The organism is Puerhibacterium puerhi (assembly GCF_009846865.1).
Classification (GTDB): Bacteria; Actinomycetota; Actinomycetes; order Actinomycetales; family Cellulomonadaceae; genus Puerhibacterium; species Puerhibacterium puerhi.
In genome coordinates this window covers 48,559-60,834 of sequence record NZ_WUWN01000016.1, presented here as the reverse complement: position 1 = coordinate 60,834, position 12,276 = coordinate 48,559, and the positions used below count along the sequence as shown (strand labels likewise).

The 12,276-nt window shown below is 67.8% G+C and carries 26 protein-coding genes; all 26 read right to left on the bottom strand.

Annotation, left to right across the window (positions count from 1 at the left end; genetic code table 11):
• Positions 1-4: 4 nt before the first annotated feature.
• The 26 genes from GSF02_RS10625 to GSF02_RS10500 all read right to left on the bottom strand — a co-directional run bounded on the left by GSF02_RS10625 (position 5) and on the right by GSF02_RS10500 (position 12,198).
• Positions 5-202 carry a hypothetical protein gene (locus GSF02_RS10625; protein ID WP_159795767.1) on the bottom strand — a complete coding sequence of 66 codons (198 nt, stop codon included), beginning with the start codon at positions 200-202 and terminating at the stop codon, positions 5-7.
• Entirely contained in the window at positions 199-621 is a 423-nt protein-coding gene (locus GSF02_RS10620; RefSeq protein ID WP_159795764.1) for a hypothetical protein, read from the bottom strand. Before GSF02_RS10620 ends, GSF02_RS10625 begins: the two co-directional genes overlap by 4 nt.
• Complete coding sequence (locus GSF02_RS10615) at positions 618-938, bottom strand: hypothetical protein (RefSeq protein WP_159795761.1); 321 nt, start codon at positions 936-938, stop codon at positions 618-620. The genes GSF02_RS10620 and GSF02_RS10615 overlap by 4 nt, the downstream gene beginning before the upstream one ends.
• Positions 935-1,540, bottom strand: a complete 606-nt coding sequence (locus tag GSF02_RS10610; protein ID WP_159795758.1) for a hypothetical protein — start codon at positions 1,538-1,540, stop codon at positions 935-937. Before GSF02_RS10610 ends, GSF02_RS10615 begins: the two co-directional genes overlap by 4 nt.
• Before the next feature lie 18 nt (positions 1,541-1,558).
• Positions 1,559-1,720 (bottom strand): hypothetical protein, encoded by a 162-nt coding sequence (locus GSF02_RS10605; protein ID WP_159795755.1) that lies wholly within the window; start codon positions 1,718-1,720, stop codon positions 1,559-1,561.
• The gene (locus GSF02_RS10600; protein ID WP_159795752.1) at positions 1,713-1,865 is read right to left on the bottom strand and encodes a hypothetical protein; all 153 of its coding nucleotides are present in this window, start codon (positions 1,863-1,865) and stop codon (positions 1,713-1,715) included. The genes GSF02_RS10605 and GSF02_RS10600 overlap by 8 nt, the downstream gene beginning before the upstream one ends.
• Complete coding sequence (locus GSF02_RS10595; RefSeq protein ID WP_159795749.1) at positions 1,865-2,131, bottom strand: hypothetical protein; 267 nt, start codon at positions 2,129-2,131, stop codon at positions 1,865-1,867. The genes GSF02_RS10600 and GSF02_RS10595 overlap by 1 nt, the downstream gene beginning before the upstream one ends.
• Positions 2,132-2,133: 2 nt before the next feature.
• Positions 2,134-2,559 (bottom strand): hypothetical protein, encoded by a 426-nt coding sequence (locus GSF02_RS10590; protein ID WP_159795746.1) that lies wholly within the window; start codon positions 2,557-2,559, stop codon positions 2,134-2,136.
• Entirely contained in the window at positions 2,556-2,990 is a 435-nt protein-coding gene (locus GSF02_RS10585) for an HNH endonuclease signature motif containing protein (RefSeq protein WP_159795743.1), read from the bottom strand. The genes GSF02_RS10590 and GSF02_RS10585 overlap by 4 nt, the downstream gene beginning before the upstream one ends.
• Complete coding sequence (locus tag GSF02_RS10580) at positions 2,990-3,484, bottom strand: hypothetical protein (RefSeq protein WP_159795740.1); 495 nt, start codon at positions 3,482-3,484, stop codon at positions 2,990-2,992. The genes GSF02_RS10585 and GSF02_RS10580 overlap by 1 nt, the downstream gene beginning before the upstream one ends.
• Positions 3,485-3,493: 9 nt before the next feature.
• On the bottom strand, positions 3,494-4,432 hold the full coding sequence (locus tag GSF02_RS10575) for a phosphatase domain-containing protein (protein ID WP_159795737.1): 939 nt from the start codon (positions 4,430-4,432) through the stop codon (positions 3,494-3,496).
• A gap of 193 nt (positions 4,433-4,625) precedes the next feature.
• Positions 4,626-5,066 carry a hypothetical protein gene (locus tag GSF02_RS10570; RefSeq protein ID WP_159795734.1) on the bottom strand — a complete coding sequence of 147 codons (441 nt, stop codon included), beginning with the start codon at positions 5,064-5,066 and terminating at the stop codon, positions 4,626-4,628.
• Positions 5,063-6,382 (bottom strand): RNA ligase family protein, encoded by a 1,320-nt coding sequence (locus GSF02_RS10565; RefSeq protein WP_159795731.1) that lies wholly within the window; start codon positions 6,380-6,382, stop codon positions 5,063-5,065. Before GSF02_RS10565 ends, GSF02_RS10570 begins: the two co-directional genes overlap by 4 nt.
• A 413-nt stretch (positions 6,383-6,795) precedes the next feature.
• Positions 6,796-7,302 (bottom strand): hypothetical protein, encoded by a 507-nt coding sequence (locus GSF02_RS10560; RefSeq protein ID WP_159795728.1) that lies wholly within the window; start codon positions 7,300-7,302, stop codon positions 6,796-6,798.
• Positions 7,303-7,548 (bottom strand): hypothetical protein, encoded by a 246-nt coding sequence (locus GSF02_RS10555; RefSeq protein ID WP_159795725.1) that lies wholly within the window; start codon positions 7,546-7,548, stop codon positions 7,303-7,305. It lies immediately after the preceding gene.
• A 146-nt stretch (positions 7,549-7,694) separates the two neighbouring features.
• Positions 7,695-7,883 (bottom strand): hypothetical protein, encoded by a 189-nt coding sequence (locus GSF02_RS10550; RefSeq protein WP_159795722.1) that lies wholly within the window; start codon positions 7,881-7,883, stop codon positions 7,695-7,697.
• A 146-nt stretch (positions 7,884-8,029) separates the two neighbouring features.
• Positions 8,030-8,395 (bottom strand): hypothetical protein, encoded by a 366-nt coding sequence (locus tag GSF02_RS10545; protein ID WP_159795719.1) that lies wholly within the window; start codon positions 8,393-8,395, stop codon positions 8,030-8,032.
• The gene (locus tag GSF02_RS10540) at positions 8,392-8,673 is read right to left on the bottom strand and encodes a hypothetical protein (RefSeq protein ID WP_159795717.1); all 282 of its coding nucleotides are present in this window, start codon (positions 8,671-8,673) and stop codon (positions 8,392-8,394) included. Before GSF02_RS10540 ends, GSF02_RS10545 begins: the two co-directional genes overlap by 4 nt.
• Before the next feature lie 254 nt (positions 8,674-8,927).
• Positions 8,928-9,071 (bottom strand): hypothetical protein, encoded by a 144-nt coding sequence (locus tag GSF02_RS10535; protein WP_159795714.1) that lies wholly within the window; start codon positions 9,069-9,071, stop codon positions 8,928-8,930.
• Entirely contained in the window at positions 9,068-9,442 is a 375-nt protein-coding gene (locus tag GSF02_RS10530) for a hypothetical protein (RefSeq protein WP_159795711.1), read from the bottom strand. The genes GSF02_RS10535 and GSF02_RS10530 overlap by 4 nt, the downstream gene beginning before the upstream one ends.
• Positions 9,443-9,654: 212 nt before the next feature.
• Entirely contained in the window at positions 9,655-9,819 is a 165-nt protein-coding gene (locus tag GSF02_RS10525) for a hypothetical protein (protein WP_159795708.1), read from the bottom strand.
• 22 nt (positions 9,820-9,841) lie between these two features.
• Complete coding sequence (locus GSF02_RS10520) at positions 9,842-10,105, bottom strand: hypothetical protein (RefSeq protein WP_159795705.1); 264 nt, start codon at positions 10,103-10,105, stop codon at positions 9,842-9,844.
• On the bottom strand, positions 10,102-10,356 hold the full coding sequence (locus GSF02_RS10515) for a hypothetical protein (RefSeq protein WP_159795702.1): 255 nt from the start codon (positions 10,354-10,356) through the stop codon (positions 10,102-10,104). Before GSF02_RS10515 ends, GSF02_RS10520 begins: the two co-directional genes overlap by 4 nt.
• Complete coding sequence (locus GSF02_RS10510; RefSeq protein WP_159795699.1) at positions 10,349-10,552, bottom strand: histone-like nucleoid-structuring protein Lsr2; 204 nt, start codon at positions 10,550-10,552, stop codon at positions 10,349-10,351. The genes GSF02_RS10515 and GSF02_RS10510 overlap by 8 nt, the downstream gene beginning before the upstream one ends.
• A gap of 18 nt (positions 10,553-10,570) precedes the next feature.
• Positions 10,571-11,194 (bottom strand): hypothetical protein, encoded by a 624-nt coding sequence (locus tag GSF02_RS10505; protein ID WP_159795696.1) that lies wholly within the window; start codon positions 11,192-11,194, stop codon positions 10,571-10,573.
• A gap of 2 nt (positions 11,195-11,196) precedes the next feature.
• A complete protein-coding gene (locus GSF02_RS10500) occupies positions 11,197-12,198 on the bottom strand; it encodes a hypothetical protein (RefSeq protein WP_159795693.1) in 1,002 nt (333 codons plus the stop codon).
• Positions 12,199-12,276 lie beyond the last annotated feature (78 nt).

The following is a 12,276-nucleotide window of genomic DNA, read 5'->3' as shown; positions in this document are numbered from 1 at the left end:
CTCATCAACCTCCAACCTTGGTGCCGGTGATTGCCGAGACCAGCGCCACGGCAACCAGGATGACGAAGCCCGTGATGGCAGACACGGGAGGGAACAGGGCCTGGGGGTTGACGTCAAGCCACTCCATCGAGATGGCGCCGAGCGCAAGCAACACCACTCCAAGCGCCAGCGCGATGCCAAGCACCAGGCCGAGCGCGCTCACGGGTACACCGCCAGGTCTGCGGCCACGGCGCACCAGTCGGTGTCCGGCCCCTGGTCGATGAACGGCGCCTCGTCCGGGTAGCCGGCCGGCGCCACGAGCTTCGCCTCGAAGAGGTTCTCCATGCGGCGGTTGTAGTCGGCGGCGATGGACCGGACGGTGGCCGCGTAGGCGAGCTCGGGACCCTCCACGAGGGTCGGGCCGTCCTCGCTGGACTCCGAGCGCTGGGCCGAGCACGCGTTGTTGGCCGCGGCCTGCATCGCCTCGTACTTGCCGATCACCTGGCGGTGCTGCTCCGTGACGTTCGTCGGGCTGACGACCTCGACGCCGCGGTTGAACCACCCCAGGCCGAAGCCCAGGAGCGTGCCGCCTACCGCGATGGCAACGAAGATGCCGATGGCGCTCCAGATGAGTCGCTTCATGCGCTCTCCTTTCGGATGCCCGCGAGGAACGCCTCGCGCTGCTCTGTCGTGGGCTGGCTCGGGATTCGCGTGGTGTAACGCTCCTCGTAGGGGATGCTGTCCGCGTACCGCTTGCGCCAGACCTCAGCGATGAGCTGCTCAAAGTCAGGGAAGTCGCACGCCTCGGACAGGCGGATCACGGCGTCGACCTCCTGGGTGTCGAGGAAGCCGGAGCCCCAGTCGAGGGACTGGCGAAGGAGGTCGTAGGCGATCTGCACACCCTCGGTGACGTCCGCCTGCGATCCGTCATCCCGGATCGCGACGATGCGTGCCGTCACTTGGCGACCTCCTCAAGGATCTTCTGGGCCTCGTCCGCGTTGCCCGCCTTGAGGGCGTCCTCGGCGCGCTGCTGGAGCTGAGCGGCGACGTCGTCGTTGGAGATCGAGACCTCCGTCGACTGGCGCTGGAACTCCGTCAGGGCCGTGGTGCAGACGGTCGGCATGTTGAAAAAGTCGACATACTGACCACCGGGCGTGAAGCCGTAGCGGTAGCCGGGCGGGTTGCCGTGGTACATGCCGTCCACGGAGCGGTTCTCGACCAGGAGGCCACCGTTGTTGTTCGACCACTTGGGCGAGTAGTTCGGGAAGTAGGACACCGACGACGAGGTGAGCTTGCCGGCGACGGGCACGGTGACGAGAGGCGCGGAGGCGTTGCCCCACGTGGTCGTGCACCAGATGATCGACGACGGGTCGTCGTAGAGCTCCTGGGCCTTGTTGTAGTTGTTGTACTCGACGTCGTTCTGAGGCTTGTAGGGCTGCCGACCGCTCGCCTCCTTGGCGATCTCGTCGTAGGCCTTGTCTGAGGCAGTGCCCTCCTCGCAGGCTGCGAGGGCGAACACCAGGGCGGCGGCGCCGAGAGCGCCGATGATCTTCTTCTTCATGCATCCCCTCCCGTGGGACTAGAACTCGCGGTAGAAGACCGTCGTGATGTCGCGGTCCTCGTCGTACTCGGTCATCACGGCCTCGAACATCGCGCCGTTGGTGGCAGGGCCGGCGATGCCGAACTGGCGCTCGCGCAGGTCTCCCTTGAAGTGGAGCTTGCCTGCAATCTCTTCACTCATTAGCCGCTCCCAGAAGCGTCTTGAGGTGGACCCGCTGCTCGTTGGTGAGCTTGGGCGGGCGGTTCTTCTTGTAAGCCTCCTTGGCCGCGGTGACGACGTTGTTCGCCCACACGTCCGACTTGGGACCGGAATCCTCCTTGGCCACTAGATCGCCCTCCACTTGTAGTGGAATTCGCCGGGACGGCTCAGCCGCTTGCAGTGCGCGCACAGCACCGGGCTGATCGAGCCAATGAGGCGCTTCCATTCGTCGGCGAGCGCTTTGTGGCCGGCGCATGCGAAGAACTCGCGACCGCAGCAACTCGTCCGCCCAATGAAGGAGACATCCTCGCGGCATTCGGACCATGCCCAGTCGCAAGGGATCTGTTCGCCGAGGTTGATGTCGACGTCTTCGCGCTCTTCGACATCGAGCATGGCTACAGGTTCTTCTCGATCACGTCGGCGATCTGCTCAAACGTGAAGCCGTAGTTGTCGTTGAGCTCCCAGAGGTTGACGAACGTGCCGTCGGCGTCGGGGCTGGGGGCGGGCACGCCGAAGGGCTCGGGCTCCTCCTCAGTCGGCCGATAGCCGCCGTGCGCCCAGTCCACGACCCCCTCGGGCGGGAAGCCGTAACCCACCATGCCGTCGGGGTCGACGTACACGAGCTTGTCCCCGGCCGGCCTCTTCGTGTCCCACCCGCCGACACCGTGCTTCGCTGCGATGTCACAAAGAACGCCGAGGCAGCAGTAGCTATCGGTTCGGGTGTCGTGCAGAGCCGAGCGGGCCTGCTTGTACTTCCCGGAGCGGAGGGCCTCCAGCCACTCCTCCTTGACCGCCGGGTCGAGCTTGAGAGTGTCGGTCACAGGTACTCCAATGCCTTCGTCTCAGAATTTGGGTTGCGCATGGCGCCAGCCATTCTCCTTCTATATCGTCGCGCGTTGTTCGATCCGCACGCGCGGCAGTAGCGATGGCCGCGGCGATCAACCTTGAGGTTGCTCCCCTCTAGGGCGTGACCGTTCTTGCAGTGCGTGAGAATGGCGTTCCGCCGACGCATATTCTCGGCCGCCGTGACCGGCTCCAGATGGTCCGGGTTCACGCAGGTCTTGTTGCGGCACAGGTGGTCAAGATGGTGCCCGGCCGGGATCGGACCCACGAGCGCCTCGTAAGCGACTCGGTGGGCGAGAACGCTTACGCGGTTCAGCCCGAAGCGGCCGTATCCGTCACGATCTCGCCCCGCCGCCCAGTTCCAGCAGAAGCCCGTTGGCTCGACCTTCTTCCAGAACCGGGTGTCCATCACAGGTGGATTTCGATGACGTCGGCGATCTCCTCGAAGGTGAGGTCGTAGGTGTCGTTGAGCTCGTTGAGCTCAACGCCCCCTTCGTGGAACCCGAGCCGAAGGCGGCGCTGCACCTCCTCATCCCCGTGGCGGCGCTGCACCACCTCGACGGGCATGGGCACCTGCCACTGCGACAGGACACTGATGCCGTACGCCCATCGCTCCACGAGGATGATGGGCATGTTGTAGTCGGAGTGGCCGTCGCTGTCGACGAACGTGAAGTAGTCCTGCCCCGAGGTGGCGCGGAACTCGCCTCGCCCCGAGATGTCGCAGAGGACCCCAAGGCAGCAGAAGCCACCGGCACCGTCGTTGAGCTTGTTCTTGGCCTGCACGTACTCACCCGAGCGAAGCGCCTTGAGCCACTTCTCCTTGGCCTCGGGGTCGAGCTTCGGGATGGCGACGCCTACGCCCAGCGGGAAGACGTCGATGACGTTCAGCGTGGTAGTGGTCATTGCCCCTCCTCAGAAAGCGCCCGGCGCGACCTGCCAGCAGGGGATTCCCATTCCCCGCCAGAGGTTGACGACCTGGTCCCGGTCGTCGAGCGCGAGCTTGACGTTGAACTCGTGGCGGACGTGCTTGTCGAACAGCTCCGCCTTGACGATGAAGTCGGGCCGGTAGTCGCCGTCCGCCCGCATGAAGAGCCGGTACTCGTCTGGCCACCAGTCGGCCTTCTCCGTGAGCCAGCGCTCGGTCTCGTCCCTTGCCGACTCGTTGCGGCCAGACATGAAGATGACCTCCGCGTCCCCGAAGAACGCGTTGACGACGAAGTTGACGTTCGGGTCGACGTCGTCCTCGTAGACGCGCTCCAGGCCCTTGCCGAAGAACTCGCGCCCGGTGACGTTGTGCGCCAGCGTCCCGTCGAGGTCGACGATGATCGCCGGGGGCTTGCTCTCGTCCGGCTCGTACTTGGCCGGCGGGTCGTCGTGCCGGCGCGGGGTCGGCTTGATCTCCGGCCAGCGCCCCAGCGGGTAGCGCTTGGCGAAGTCCCGGATGACCTTCTCCCCCACCGAGCGCCCACCTCGGGCCGAGCGGCGTCGGTCCCGGTCGATGCACTCCTCGACGGGCGTCTCGAAGTCCCAGATGGCCCACTGAGCACCCTCGCGCTCGGCGATGTCCACCCAGTCGCGAGCGTTCTTGGCGCGCAGGTTGGTGTCGTCCACGACGACGCTCTTCCCCGCCCGCAGGAGTGCCGTCACGGACGCCACCTGGGCGAACGTGACCGCGCGCTCCTGGTCGTTGCTCAGGCCCGTGTACTTGCCGTACAGGGCCATGCGGAGCTCGTCCCGGTTGACCCGGGCTCGGGCCTCGGGCGCCGAGTCCACCCAGGACAGCGCCTTGGTGCTCTTGCCGCTCGCGGGATAGCCGCGGCAGATGACGAGCTGATCCTTTAGTGTCGTCAAGGCTCCACACTTTCTGCTAGTTGAGAGGGCACCAGATGAGTGAGGGCGCCCTCCAGCGCGACTCGGTGGTTGTCGGTCCAGAGCCAGCGCTCAGGGCGCCAGCGGTCATGCTCGTAGTGGGCGACCCAGTGATACTCGTCGCCGCAGCGGTTGGGGCACTGGCGCGTCGTGCGCCGCACCTTGATCCGGCTCACTACGCCCCCTCGCCCACACGGACACCGCGCTCCACCAGCCGGCGGGCGACGTCTGGCACGTCGATGTCGAAGGGGTCCTCTGTCGCCTCGTAGAGCGCCTGCGTCACCGCCTTCACCTGCGCCTCGTCCACGGGCGGGTGCTCGCGGAGATGGGCCGCGATGGCAGCCCAGTCCCGGAGTCGCGACTCGGCGTGCTCGCGCGGATCGTTCAGGCCGTCGAATCGGAGGAAGGCATCACCGGCCTCGACGCTGTTCGGGATCGAGGAGTGCGCCTTCACCTCAGGCAGCTCCTCGCGGCGGATCACGATGGCGTCCACCGGAACCACCTGGACCTCGGTGAAGTCGGGGTTCCTCGCGAACCACTCGGGCCCGGCAACCGCGCTGGTGTCCTGGTATATCGTCCGCGTGATGTTGGACTGGAAGTAGCGATGCTCGCTCACGCGGCCACCTCCACGTCCTCGACGGACTCGACGTCCGCCTCGCCCTGGTCCAGTACGACGTCCTCGTGCCGCAGGAACGCCGGCGACTTGTACTTCGCCACGGTCGGCGTGAAGCCCGTGTCCGCGCGGACGACTACTCCCTCGTCCGGCAGCTTCGGGTCCGACAGCGGGATCGCCGGGAGCCCCATGTCTGCGTAGCGCTCGTCCATCAGGACGTCGATCTCGGGGCGGCTGTCGTGCCAATAGCCGGAGGTGAGGACCGGCACGTGCTTCCACCCGCGGGCCTCGCAGAAGCGCTCCACGGCGCGCCAGGGCAGGTCCACGACGTCGCCCTCACCGTTGATCGTCGCCACGCGGTAGACGTAGACGTGCGCCTCACCGCGCGGGACGTCGTAGGTGTAGTCCTTCTGGATCGGCGCACCGTCCGGCGTCCAGCCGACGATCTCGGCGAAGACCAGGAAGCCCTCGGGGATGAGGGCGTGCATCGGGCGCGTGACCTCGGTCCACAGGTCGTCGGCGTAGAAGTGCTGCTTGCCGGCCTCGGCCTCACCGTTGATCGACTTGGTGACCCGGCGCGAGCCCACGACGACGCCGTGCTCGTGCGTCTGCACCTTCACCCCGAGGCGCTGGGCCAGGCGCTCGTACCACTTGAGATCCCGCAGCACCGGCACGCGCCCGAGGCGGACGCTGGTGCCGTGGAGCTTCTGAGTAACCACCACGTGGTCTCCGGGCTGGAACAGCGTGTCGCCCACGCGGAAGCCGTTGGGCGTGTCGAAGTGCTCGGGGAACATCTCCGTGGTCACGCGCACACGCTTCTGACCCTGCTTCGTGGCAAGCGAACGCCCGTCGCGCTTGACCGGCAGCAGGTACTTCCGGCTGATCTCCTCGCCGTTCACATGGTCGAAGGCGAGGCCGGGCTTGGCGTTCTCCACGAGCTCAGGCAGGCCGCCCTTCGGAGCGAACCATGCGAGCGACGCCAGTGGCATCACCAGAGCGTCGGAGCGGTGTCCGCCGAACTTGATCGCCTTCACCCGGCGGTTGTCCTCCAGGTAGCCCTTGGCTCCCGGCCTCCCGTTGAGGTGCTCGTGGCGGTACAGGTCGTTGTACCAGGCGTAGTCCTCGGACACCTGGGTACCGGCGCCGAACACGACGACCAGCTCACCCGCCTGATACGCACCCTTCTGGACGATGCTCTGGTAGCCGAGCACCTTGTAGCCGACCACGCGGTCGCGGTTCGGGAGCACGACCTCGTTGGCCGGGTCGTACTCGTGGATCATCGCGGCGTAGTTGGGGTTGCCGCGGAGCTCAAAGGTCATGCGCTGTCCTCCCATCGGCGCTCTCGGCGCCGGTCGATGTGCTGTGCTGCCTTCGCCCAGAGCCACACGGCGGCGAAGGGACCGACGATGAACAGGAGCCCGAGGGCTTCCACGTCAAGGCTCCACACGTACTCGCGTGGTGATGTCGCCCTCGTTGAAGGTGTCGATGGACTCGCCCAGCGCGGCCAGCGCCCACGAGTCGATGAGGCTCAGGACCGACGTCCACGGACTCCTTGACGTACCGGCGGTGCCCGTGGACGTCGATCACGGTGTACGGCTCGGGCGCCTTCTCGACCTTGCCGGGGAAGATCGGGCGAGGCTCTTCGGGAACCACCTCGCCGACGGTGTGGATGAGTTCGGGGCGGACGTAGAAGGCGCCACCCTCGGTGAACGTGAGCTTGATGAACTCCATGTCAGTCCTCGTCCTCGACGGAGTTACCCTCGGCGTCCACGAGCACGCGCGTCACCTTCTTGCCGCCGAAGTGGTGGCGGTAGTGCACCTTGCCGTGCTCGATGTTCCAGAAGGGGTCGCGACCGAAGTACGCGAGGTCATTCGGCCAGGCGCCCCACTCGCGCTCGAAGTTGATAGAGGCCTGATGGAAGTCATCGGTGCTCAGGTGCGGCTCCGGCTTCACCAGTGTGATGGCGAGGTTCTCGACGCGCTCCTCCCAGTGAGGTTCGGGCTTGGGCTCGTAGTCGTACCGGAGCCACAGGGCGGCGGCGATGTGGTCCTCCGCGAGTTGGTAGTGGCGCTCAGCAGCCTTGATGGCCGCCTCTCGCGTCTCCGCCCTCTGCGCCGGCGTGATGGAACGGAAGCGCACGATCTTGGTCTGGCTGTAGCTGTTCCCGGTGTCGATGGTCGCGTCGGGAAGGTCGCTCACCGGGAACTCGACAGCAGAAACGGGGGCCTTGGTCTTCATCTAGACCGCCTCCTCGGCGATGGGAAAGTCGTTGTCGTCGATGCCCTTGCAGTGCCAGCAAGAGCTCTTGTGGAGGTCGCTCCACTCGCATCGGGGGCCGAGGTCCACGCTGTCGTGAGGCTTGGGCGGGTTCACGGTCTTGTCCACGGCCTTGAAGCGCGAGCGCATCTCCGCCTCTCGGGCATCACCGCGCACTCGCGACTCGAACTCCAGCCGCAGGTCGAACCACGTCTTCTCTCGGCTCACCTAGCGCCTCCGCGGGGTGGTCAGGTTCATGGTCAGTCCCTCTCTCCCGACGCCTGCCGGGTCATGTCTAGGCGATGTTGATGTTGCGTGTCAAGGCTCCACACCTACACCGCGACAAGGCGCCAGAGACTTCACCCTGGCGCCGGTCAGTACGGCGACTGCACGTTGAGCTGGGAGACCCAGCCCATGAACAGGACGATGGCCGTCACGCCGACGACGAATGTCACCGTGAGCTTGGCCCACAGGGGCCACCCGCGGCGGTCGTGCGGCAGCCGGTTGACGACGTCGCGCCTCCGGTCATCGGGCCGGTCGTCCTCGATGCGGTGAATGACCATGCCCGCACGGTACGCGAGTCAGCGCCGGCGGGCACGGGTGAAGCGTCACTTGATCTGGCCGCGCTCGATTGCGCTCACCAGCACCTCAATGGCGATCTTGCCAGCGAAGTAGGCGTAGAGCTCACGAGCGCGAGCCTCCACGTCAGTCATAGCCCCTCGGCCACCGCCTCAGCGCGGGAGGCGATGTGCTCGGCGGCCAGACGGTACATCTCGCCCGCGGGCACGTCGCTGTCGGGGGAGATGAGGTCGCCGTCCGTGGTGCCGAGCATCGCCCGCTCCAGTCCAGCCCTCGCACTCAGCAGCGCCCCTCGGGCGCCATCCGCCCGCGCCCGTTCCAGCAACTCAGCGAAGCCGTCGAGCTGCGACAGGTCTTGGATCGGCACCAGGCCACAGCCGGGCTCGTGGGCGCCGTAGTGCCCATGCGGGCCAGTGCCGCACGTGTGCTCGTTGGCGACCTCCACGAGCCAGGTGCCCTCGATGCGCCACTCCACCTCGGGGGCGGCGCTCGTCATGCCAGTCTCCCCTTCTCCGCCAGGTGCGCAGCGATCTGCTCTGCCAGCCCCGGCTCCACGCCACAGCCGGCAATGTCCATCGCGGTCATCGCTACCTTGATCCCGACGTCATCGGTGATCCCGTTCTCCAAGAGCGCCTGCACCGCCAGGAGCGTCGTGGTGGTCACCTCGAACACGCGCTGGACGTAGAGGGGCTCTCCGTCACGCTCCAGGCCGTTCGGGACCGCCAGGACCACGGGGACCGTCTCCTCCGTGGGGATTGCGTCAAGCTCGCTCATCGCTTCTCCTTGTGCTCGTGCCAGACGTCAGGGTTGGTGCAGCCGGCGACCGAGCACCAGCCGTCATGCATGGCCTCTCGCGTCAGGCCGCCGCGAGGTGAATCCCCGCGTCTCGCGCCTCGGCCACGGCCAGCACGACGCGGCTCACGCCGTAGAGGAACTTGTCGGTCCATAGGTCCGTCTCCCACTCCGGGAGCGGTTGCTCCCCATCTCGACGAGCGTCGTGTTCAGCTCCGTGATCAGTGCCTCTCGATTCACTTCTCCCCCTCGCGCACCGGGAGCCGGTGCAGGTCGTCCTCGACGTCAGCGGCGAACGTCGCCAGCGTCAGCGCGTCAGGCCGGCGCGGGTCGATGCCGTAGCCCTCGCAGACCATCGCCAGCTCAGCCATGCGACTCATGCCGCCTCCCTCTCGTCATCGAAGAGCTGGTTGATGGCCGCCGTGTCCTGCCACGTGAGCATCGGCTCCAGCTCGGACTCCCGTGCCACGTAGTCAGGCGACACGGCGCCCGTGTGCGCGTCCTGGAGCCACCACGCCTGCCCCTGCCCGCCACCGAGGCGGTGCGAGCCGTTGCGCCAGTGCCACGAGGCGCACTTGCGCTCGAAGTGGCTTCCAATCTCCGTGCCCTCCGGCGTCTCGCACCGCGCCGCGTTGTGCGTCAGGAAGCGCCGCACGGCGGGCGCCTTGTCCAGGAGGACGAACACGTCGCCGAAGGGTCGGTACTCGCCATGCCCGCGCCAACGCACGGTGTCGCCAGCCTTGAACGTCATGTGTCAAGCCTCCACAGGTACGCCGTAGACGACGGCTCGGGTCGTCCGCTTGGGTAACTCCGCGTGCCACAGCTCAGCGCGCCTCAGTGCGTCTGCCGCGTCAGCGGCTCGGATCGTCAGGGTGCCGAAGCCTCGGTGTGCGCCCTTCACCGTGTAGGGCACGCACCAGCGCCGTTCGTCGCCGGTCAGGCCGGCGCGGGGGTCCTTGCGGCTCACCAGTCCACCTCGCGCATCGCGTCACGCACAGCGCTGCCAGGGCTGTTCCCGAAGCCCACCGAGATGGGCGTGGGGTCACCGTCGTAGTAGATGTTCGCGGTCCACGGGACGCTAGGAGTCTCCTCCACGTCGTGGTCGTCAATCTTGATGAGGTACTTCACACCTTCACACCTCCCGGCAAGGCTACACAGTTGGGCCATAGTAGGCACGCCCCGTCACGCGGTCCCACACCACCTCACCCGGAAGGGGTGCCTGGGCCACGAGCTCGGAGTCTGTGCTGAACATGAGGCGCCCTGTCTCCCGGCTCAGCACGTCATAGCGCTTGCGCCGGGCGGGCGCCTTGTTGCCTGAGCCGGCGCCCTTGCGCGTCTGCGCGGGCGCCTGCCAGTCATCGGGGACGCTCTGGAAGGCGTCCGTGGTCACGAGCGGCTGCGCCTCCGTCGTCACCCGGCCTCCACCTCGACGCTGACCGTCTCCCACGGTGTCACCTGGCGCGCCTCAATCAGCACGCGGTGCACGCTGAATCCGTAGACCTTGTGCGCGATCCCCTCGCCATGCTCTCGCGCCTGCTCGGCGGTGGCGAAGGGCCCGCTTGGATGATCCGCCGCATAACGTTGACGCGGCCGATGGCAGTAGGTGCACGGGTCGTAAGTGCACTCAACGACAGCCCGGAACTCCGGGACGCTTCCGTCAGCCACGGCCATTCCTCCCCCGCGTCTTGCGCACCTTCCGCGCGGCCTTCACGTAGGGGTCAAGGCTCTTGCGGAACTTCTTTGCGTGGGCAGCGGAGAGGTCGATCTCGTACGCCTTTCCGTCCAGCGCGAAGCGCACCGTCTCGGCGGCGTCGCTACCGTCGATATCGTCAAGGATGGAAGTCACTACCTTCTGCGCCATGTGCGGGATCCTCCCATATCACTTCACGTAGTGGGTCTGGCGAGCCGCGTCCAGCCAGAATGACCGGCCCTCACCGTTGCCCTGCTCCTTGGCATTCCAGAAGCACGGCAGCGGGCCGGTGCTCCCGTCCTCCACCTCGCACGGCGGCAGGTTGGTGGGCGAGTCGTCGCACAGCTCACCCGGCGTGCATCCCGTCTCGCCCGTGGTGTGGTTCTTCCACGAGCCATCCTCGAAGCGCTCCACGTCGTCGGCGGGCGCCGACACGGTGCGCGTCTTCCACTTCACGACCTCACGCACCACGGGCTCTTCCACGCGCCGGCGCTCGGCCTCGGCCGCGGCAGCGTTGGCCTTGTCGCGCTCGGTCGTGAGCGTCTCCACCTGCCCCGTCAGGGCGTCCACACGGGTAGTCAGGTCGGCGACCTTCCGCGCGTGCTCCGCGCTCACCTCCTCGGCCTCACCCAGCTCAGCGGCGAGCCTGTCGGCGCGCGCCTCGGCCTGGGCCTGCGCCTCGGTCGCCTCACTCAGCGTCATGGCGTAGTCCCGGGCGTCAGCGCGGCGCGCCTGGTCCAGCGTCACGGTAGGGATCGCGGCGGCGAGAGCCACCGTCAGGGCAACCAGCGTGTTACGCGTCTTGTTCGCCACGGTCACGCCTCCCAGCCGGCGGCGATCGTCCCGACGACCTCGGGGAGCGACGAGAGCGGGAGGGCGTCGTCGAGGTCGCTCACCTCGTCGTCGGTGAGCTGGCGACCCGCCCACGCTTCGAGCTGGTCGCGGGTGAGGGTGATGCCGGGGCGGGCGTCGTCGTCCTCGTCGCGCATGGGCACGTAGCCCACGGCGCCCGGCACCGTCTCGGCGTGGTCGCGCGCGTCCTCGTCGGGGTACTCGTGCTCCGCCTCGAAGGGGCACCGGCCGGCCGGCGTCGGCATGAGCTCGGCGTCCCACACGCTGCCGCAGTGGCCGCACGTGGCGCGCGCCTCGGACGGGATCGCGTCGGCGTCGAGCCGGCGGGCCACGTCGCCGATGAGGTCCCCGAGCACGTGGAGAATCTGCGCCTCGTCGCTGCCGGGCCAGTAGCGCCCCTGGTCGAGCCCCCAGAGCGCGGCGCGGGCGCAGCGGCCCTGCCAGTCGACGGCCGCGACCGCGACGCCGACGAACCGCCATTCCCCAGCGTCGTACGCGGCGCGCGGGTCGTCGTCGCCGTCGGCGTCGTACGCCTCGCCGTCCGGCGTCGTCTCGTCGTCCGGCAGCACGGCGACGTAGAGCCGCACGCGGCGCCCGTCGAGCGGGTAGGGCGTGCGCACGCGGTGCAGGGCGCCCGCCTCGTCGCGGGTGTAGACCTGCCCGCCCTGGTCGTCCAGCAGCGGCCACAGACGCGCCAGCTCGGCGAGGTTCACGGTGTAGACGTCGGCCGCGTAGACGTCGGAGAGGTCGAGCGCGTCGGCGACGTCGCCCGGCGCGGCGACGTCGAGCACGCGGCCGGCCACGTACTCGGCGCGGGCGCGGTGCAGCGCGAGGGTGACCGTCTCGCCGCGCTCGCGGGCGTCGGCGTAGGCGGTCGCGGCGTGGTGGTCGAGTGTCGTGTGCACGAGACGGCCGACGGCGGCCGACGCGAGCGTGCGGGGCGAGAAGATGCGGGGGTGCGGCATGGGTCCGGCTCTCTTTCGTGAGGCGTACGGAGGTGCGGGCGGTACTGCCCGCGCGACGTCCCGGCGTCGGCGCCGGGC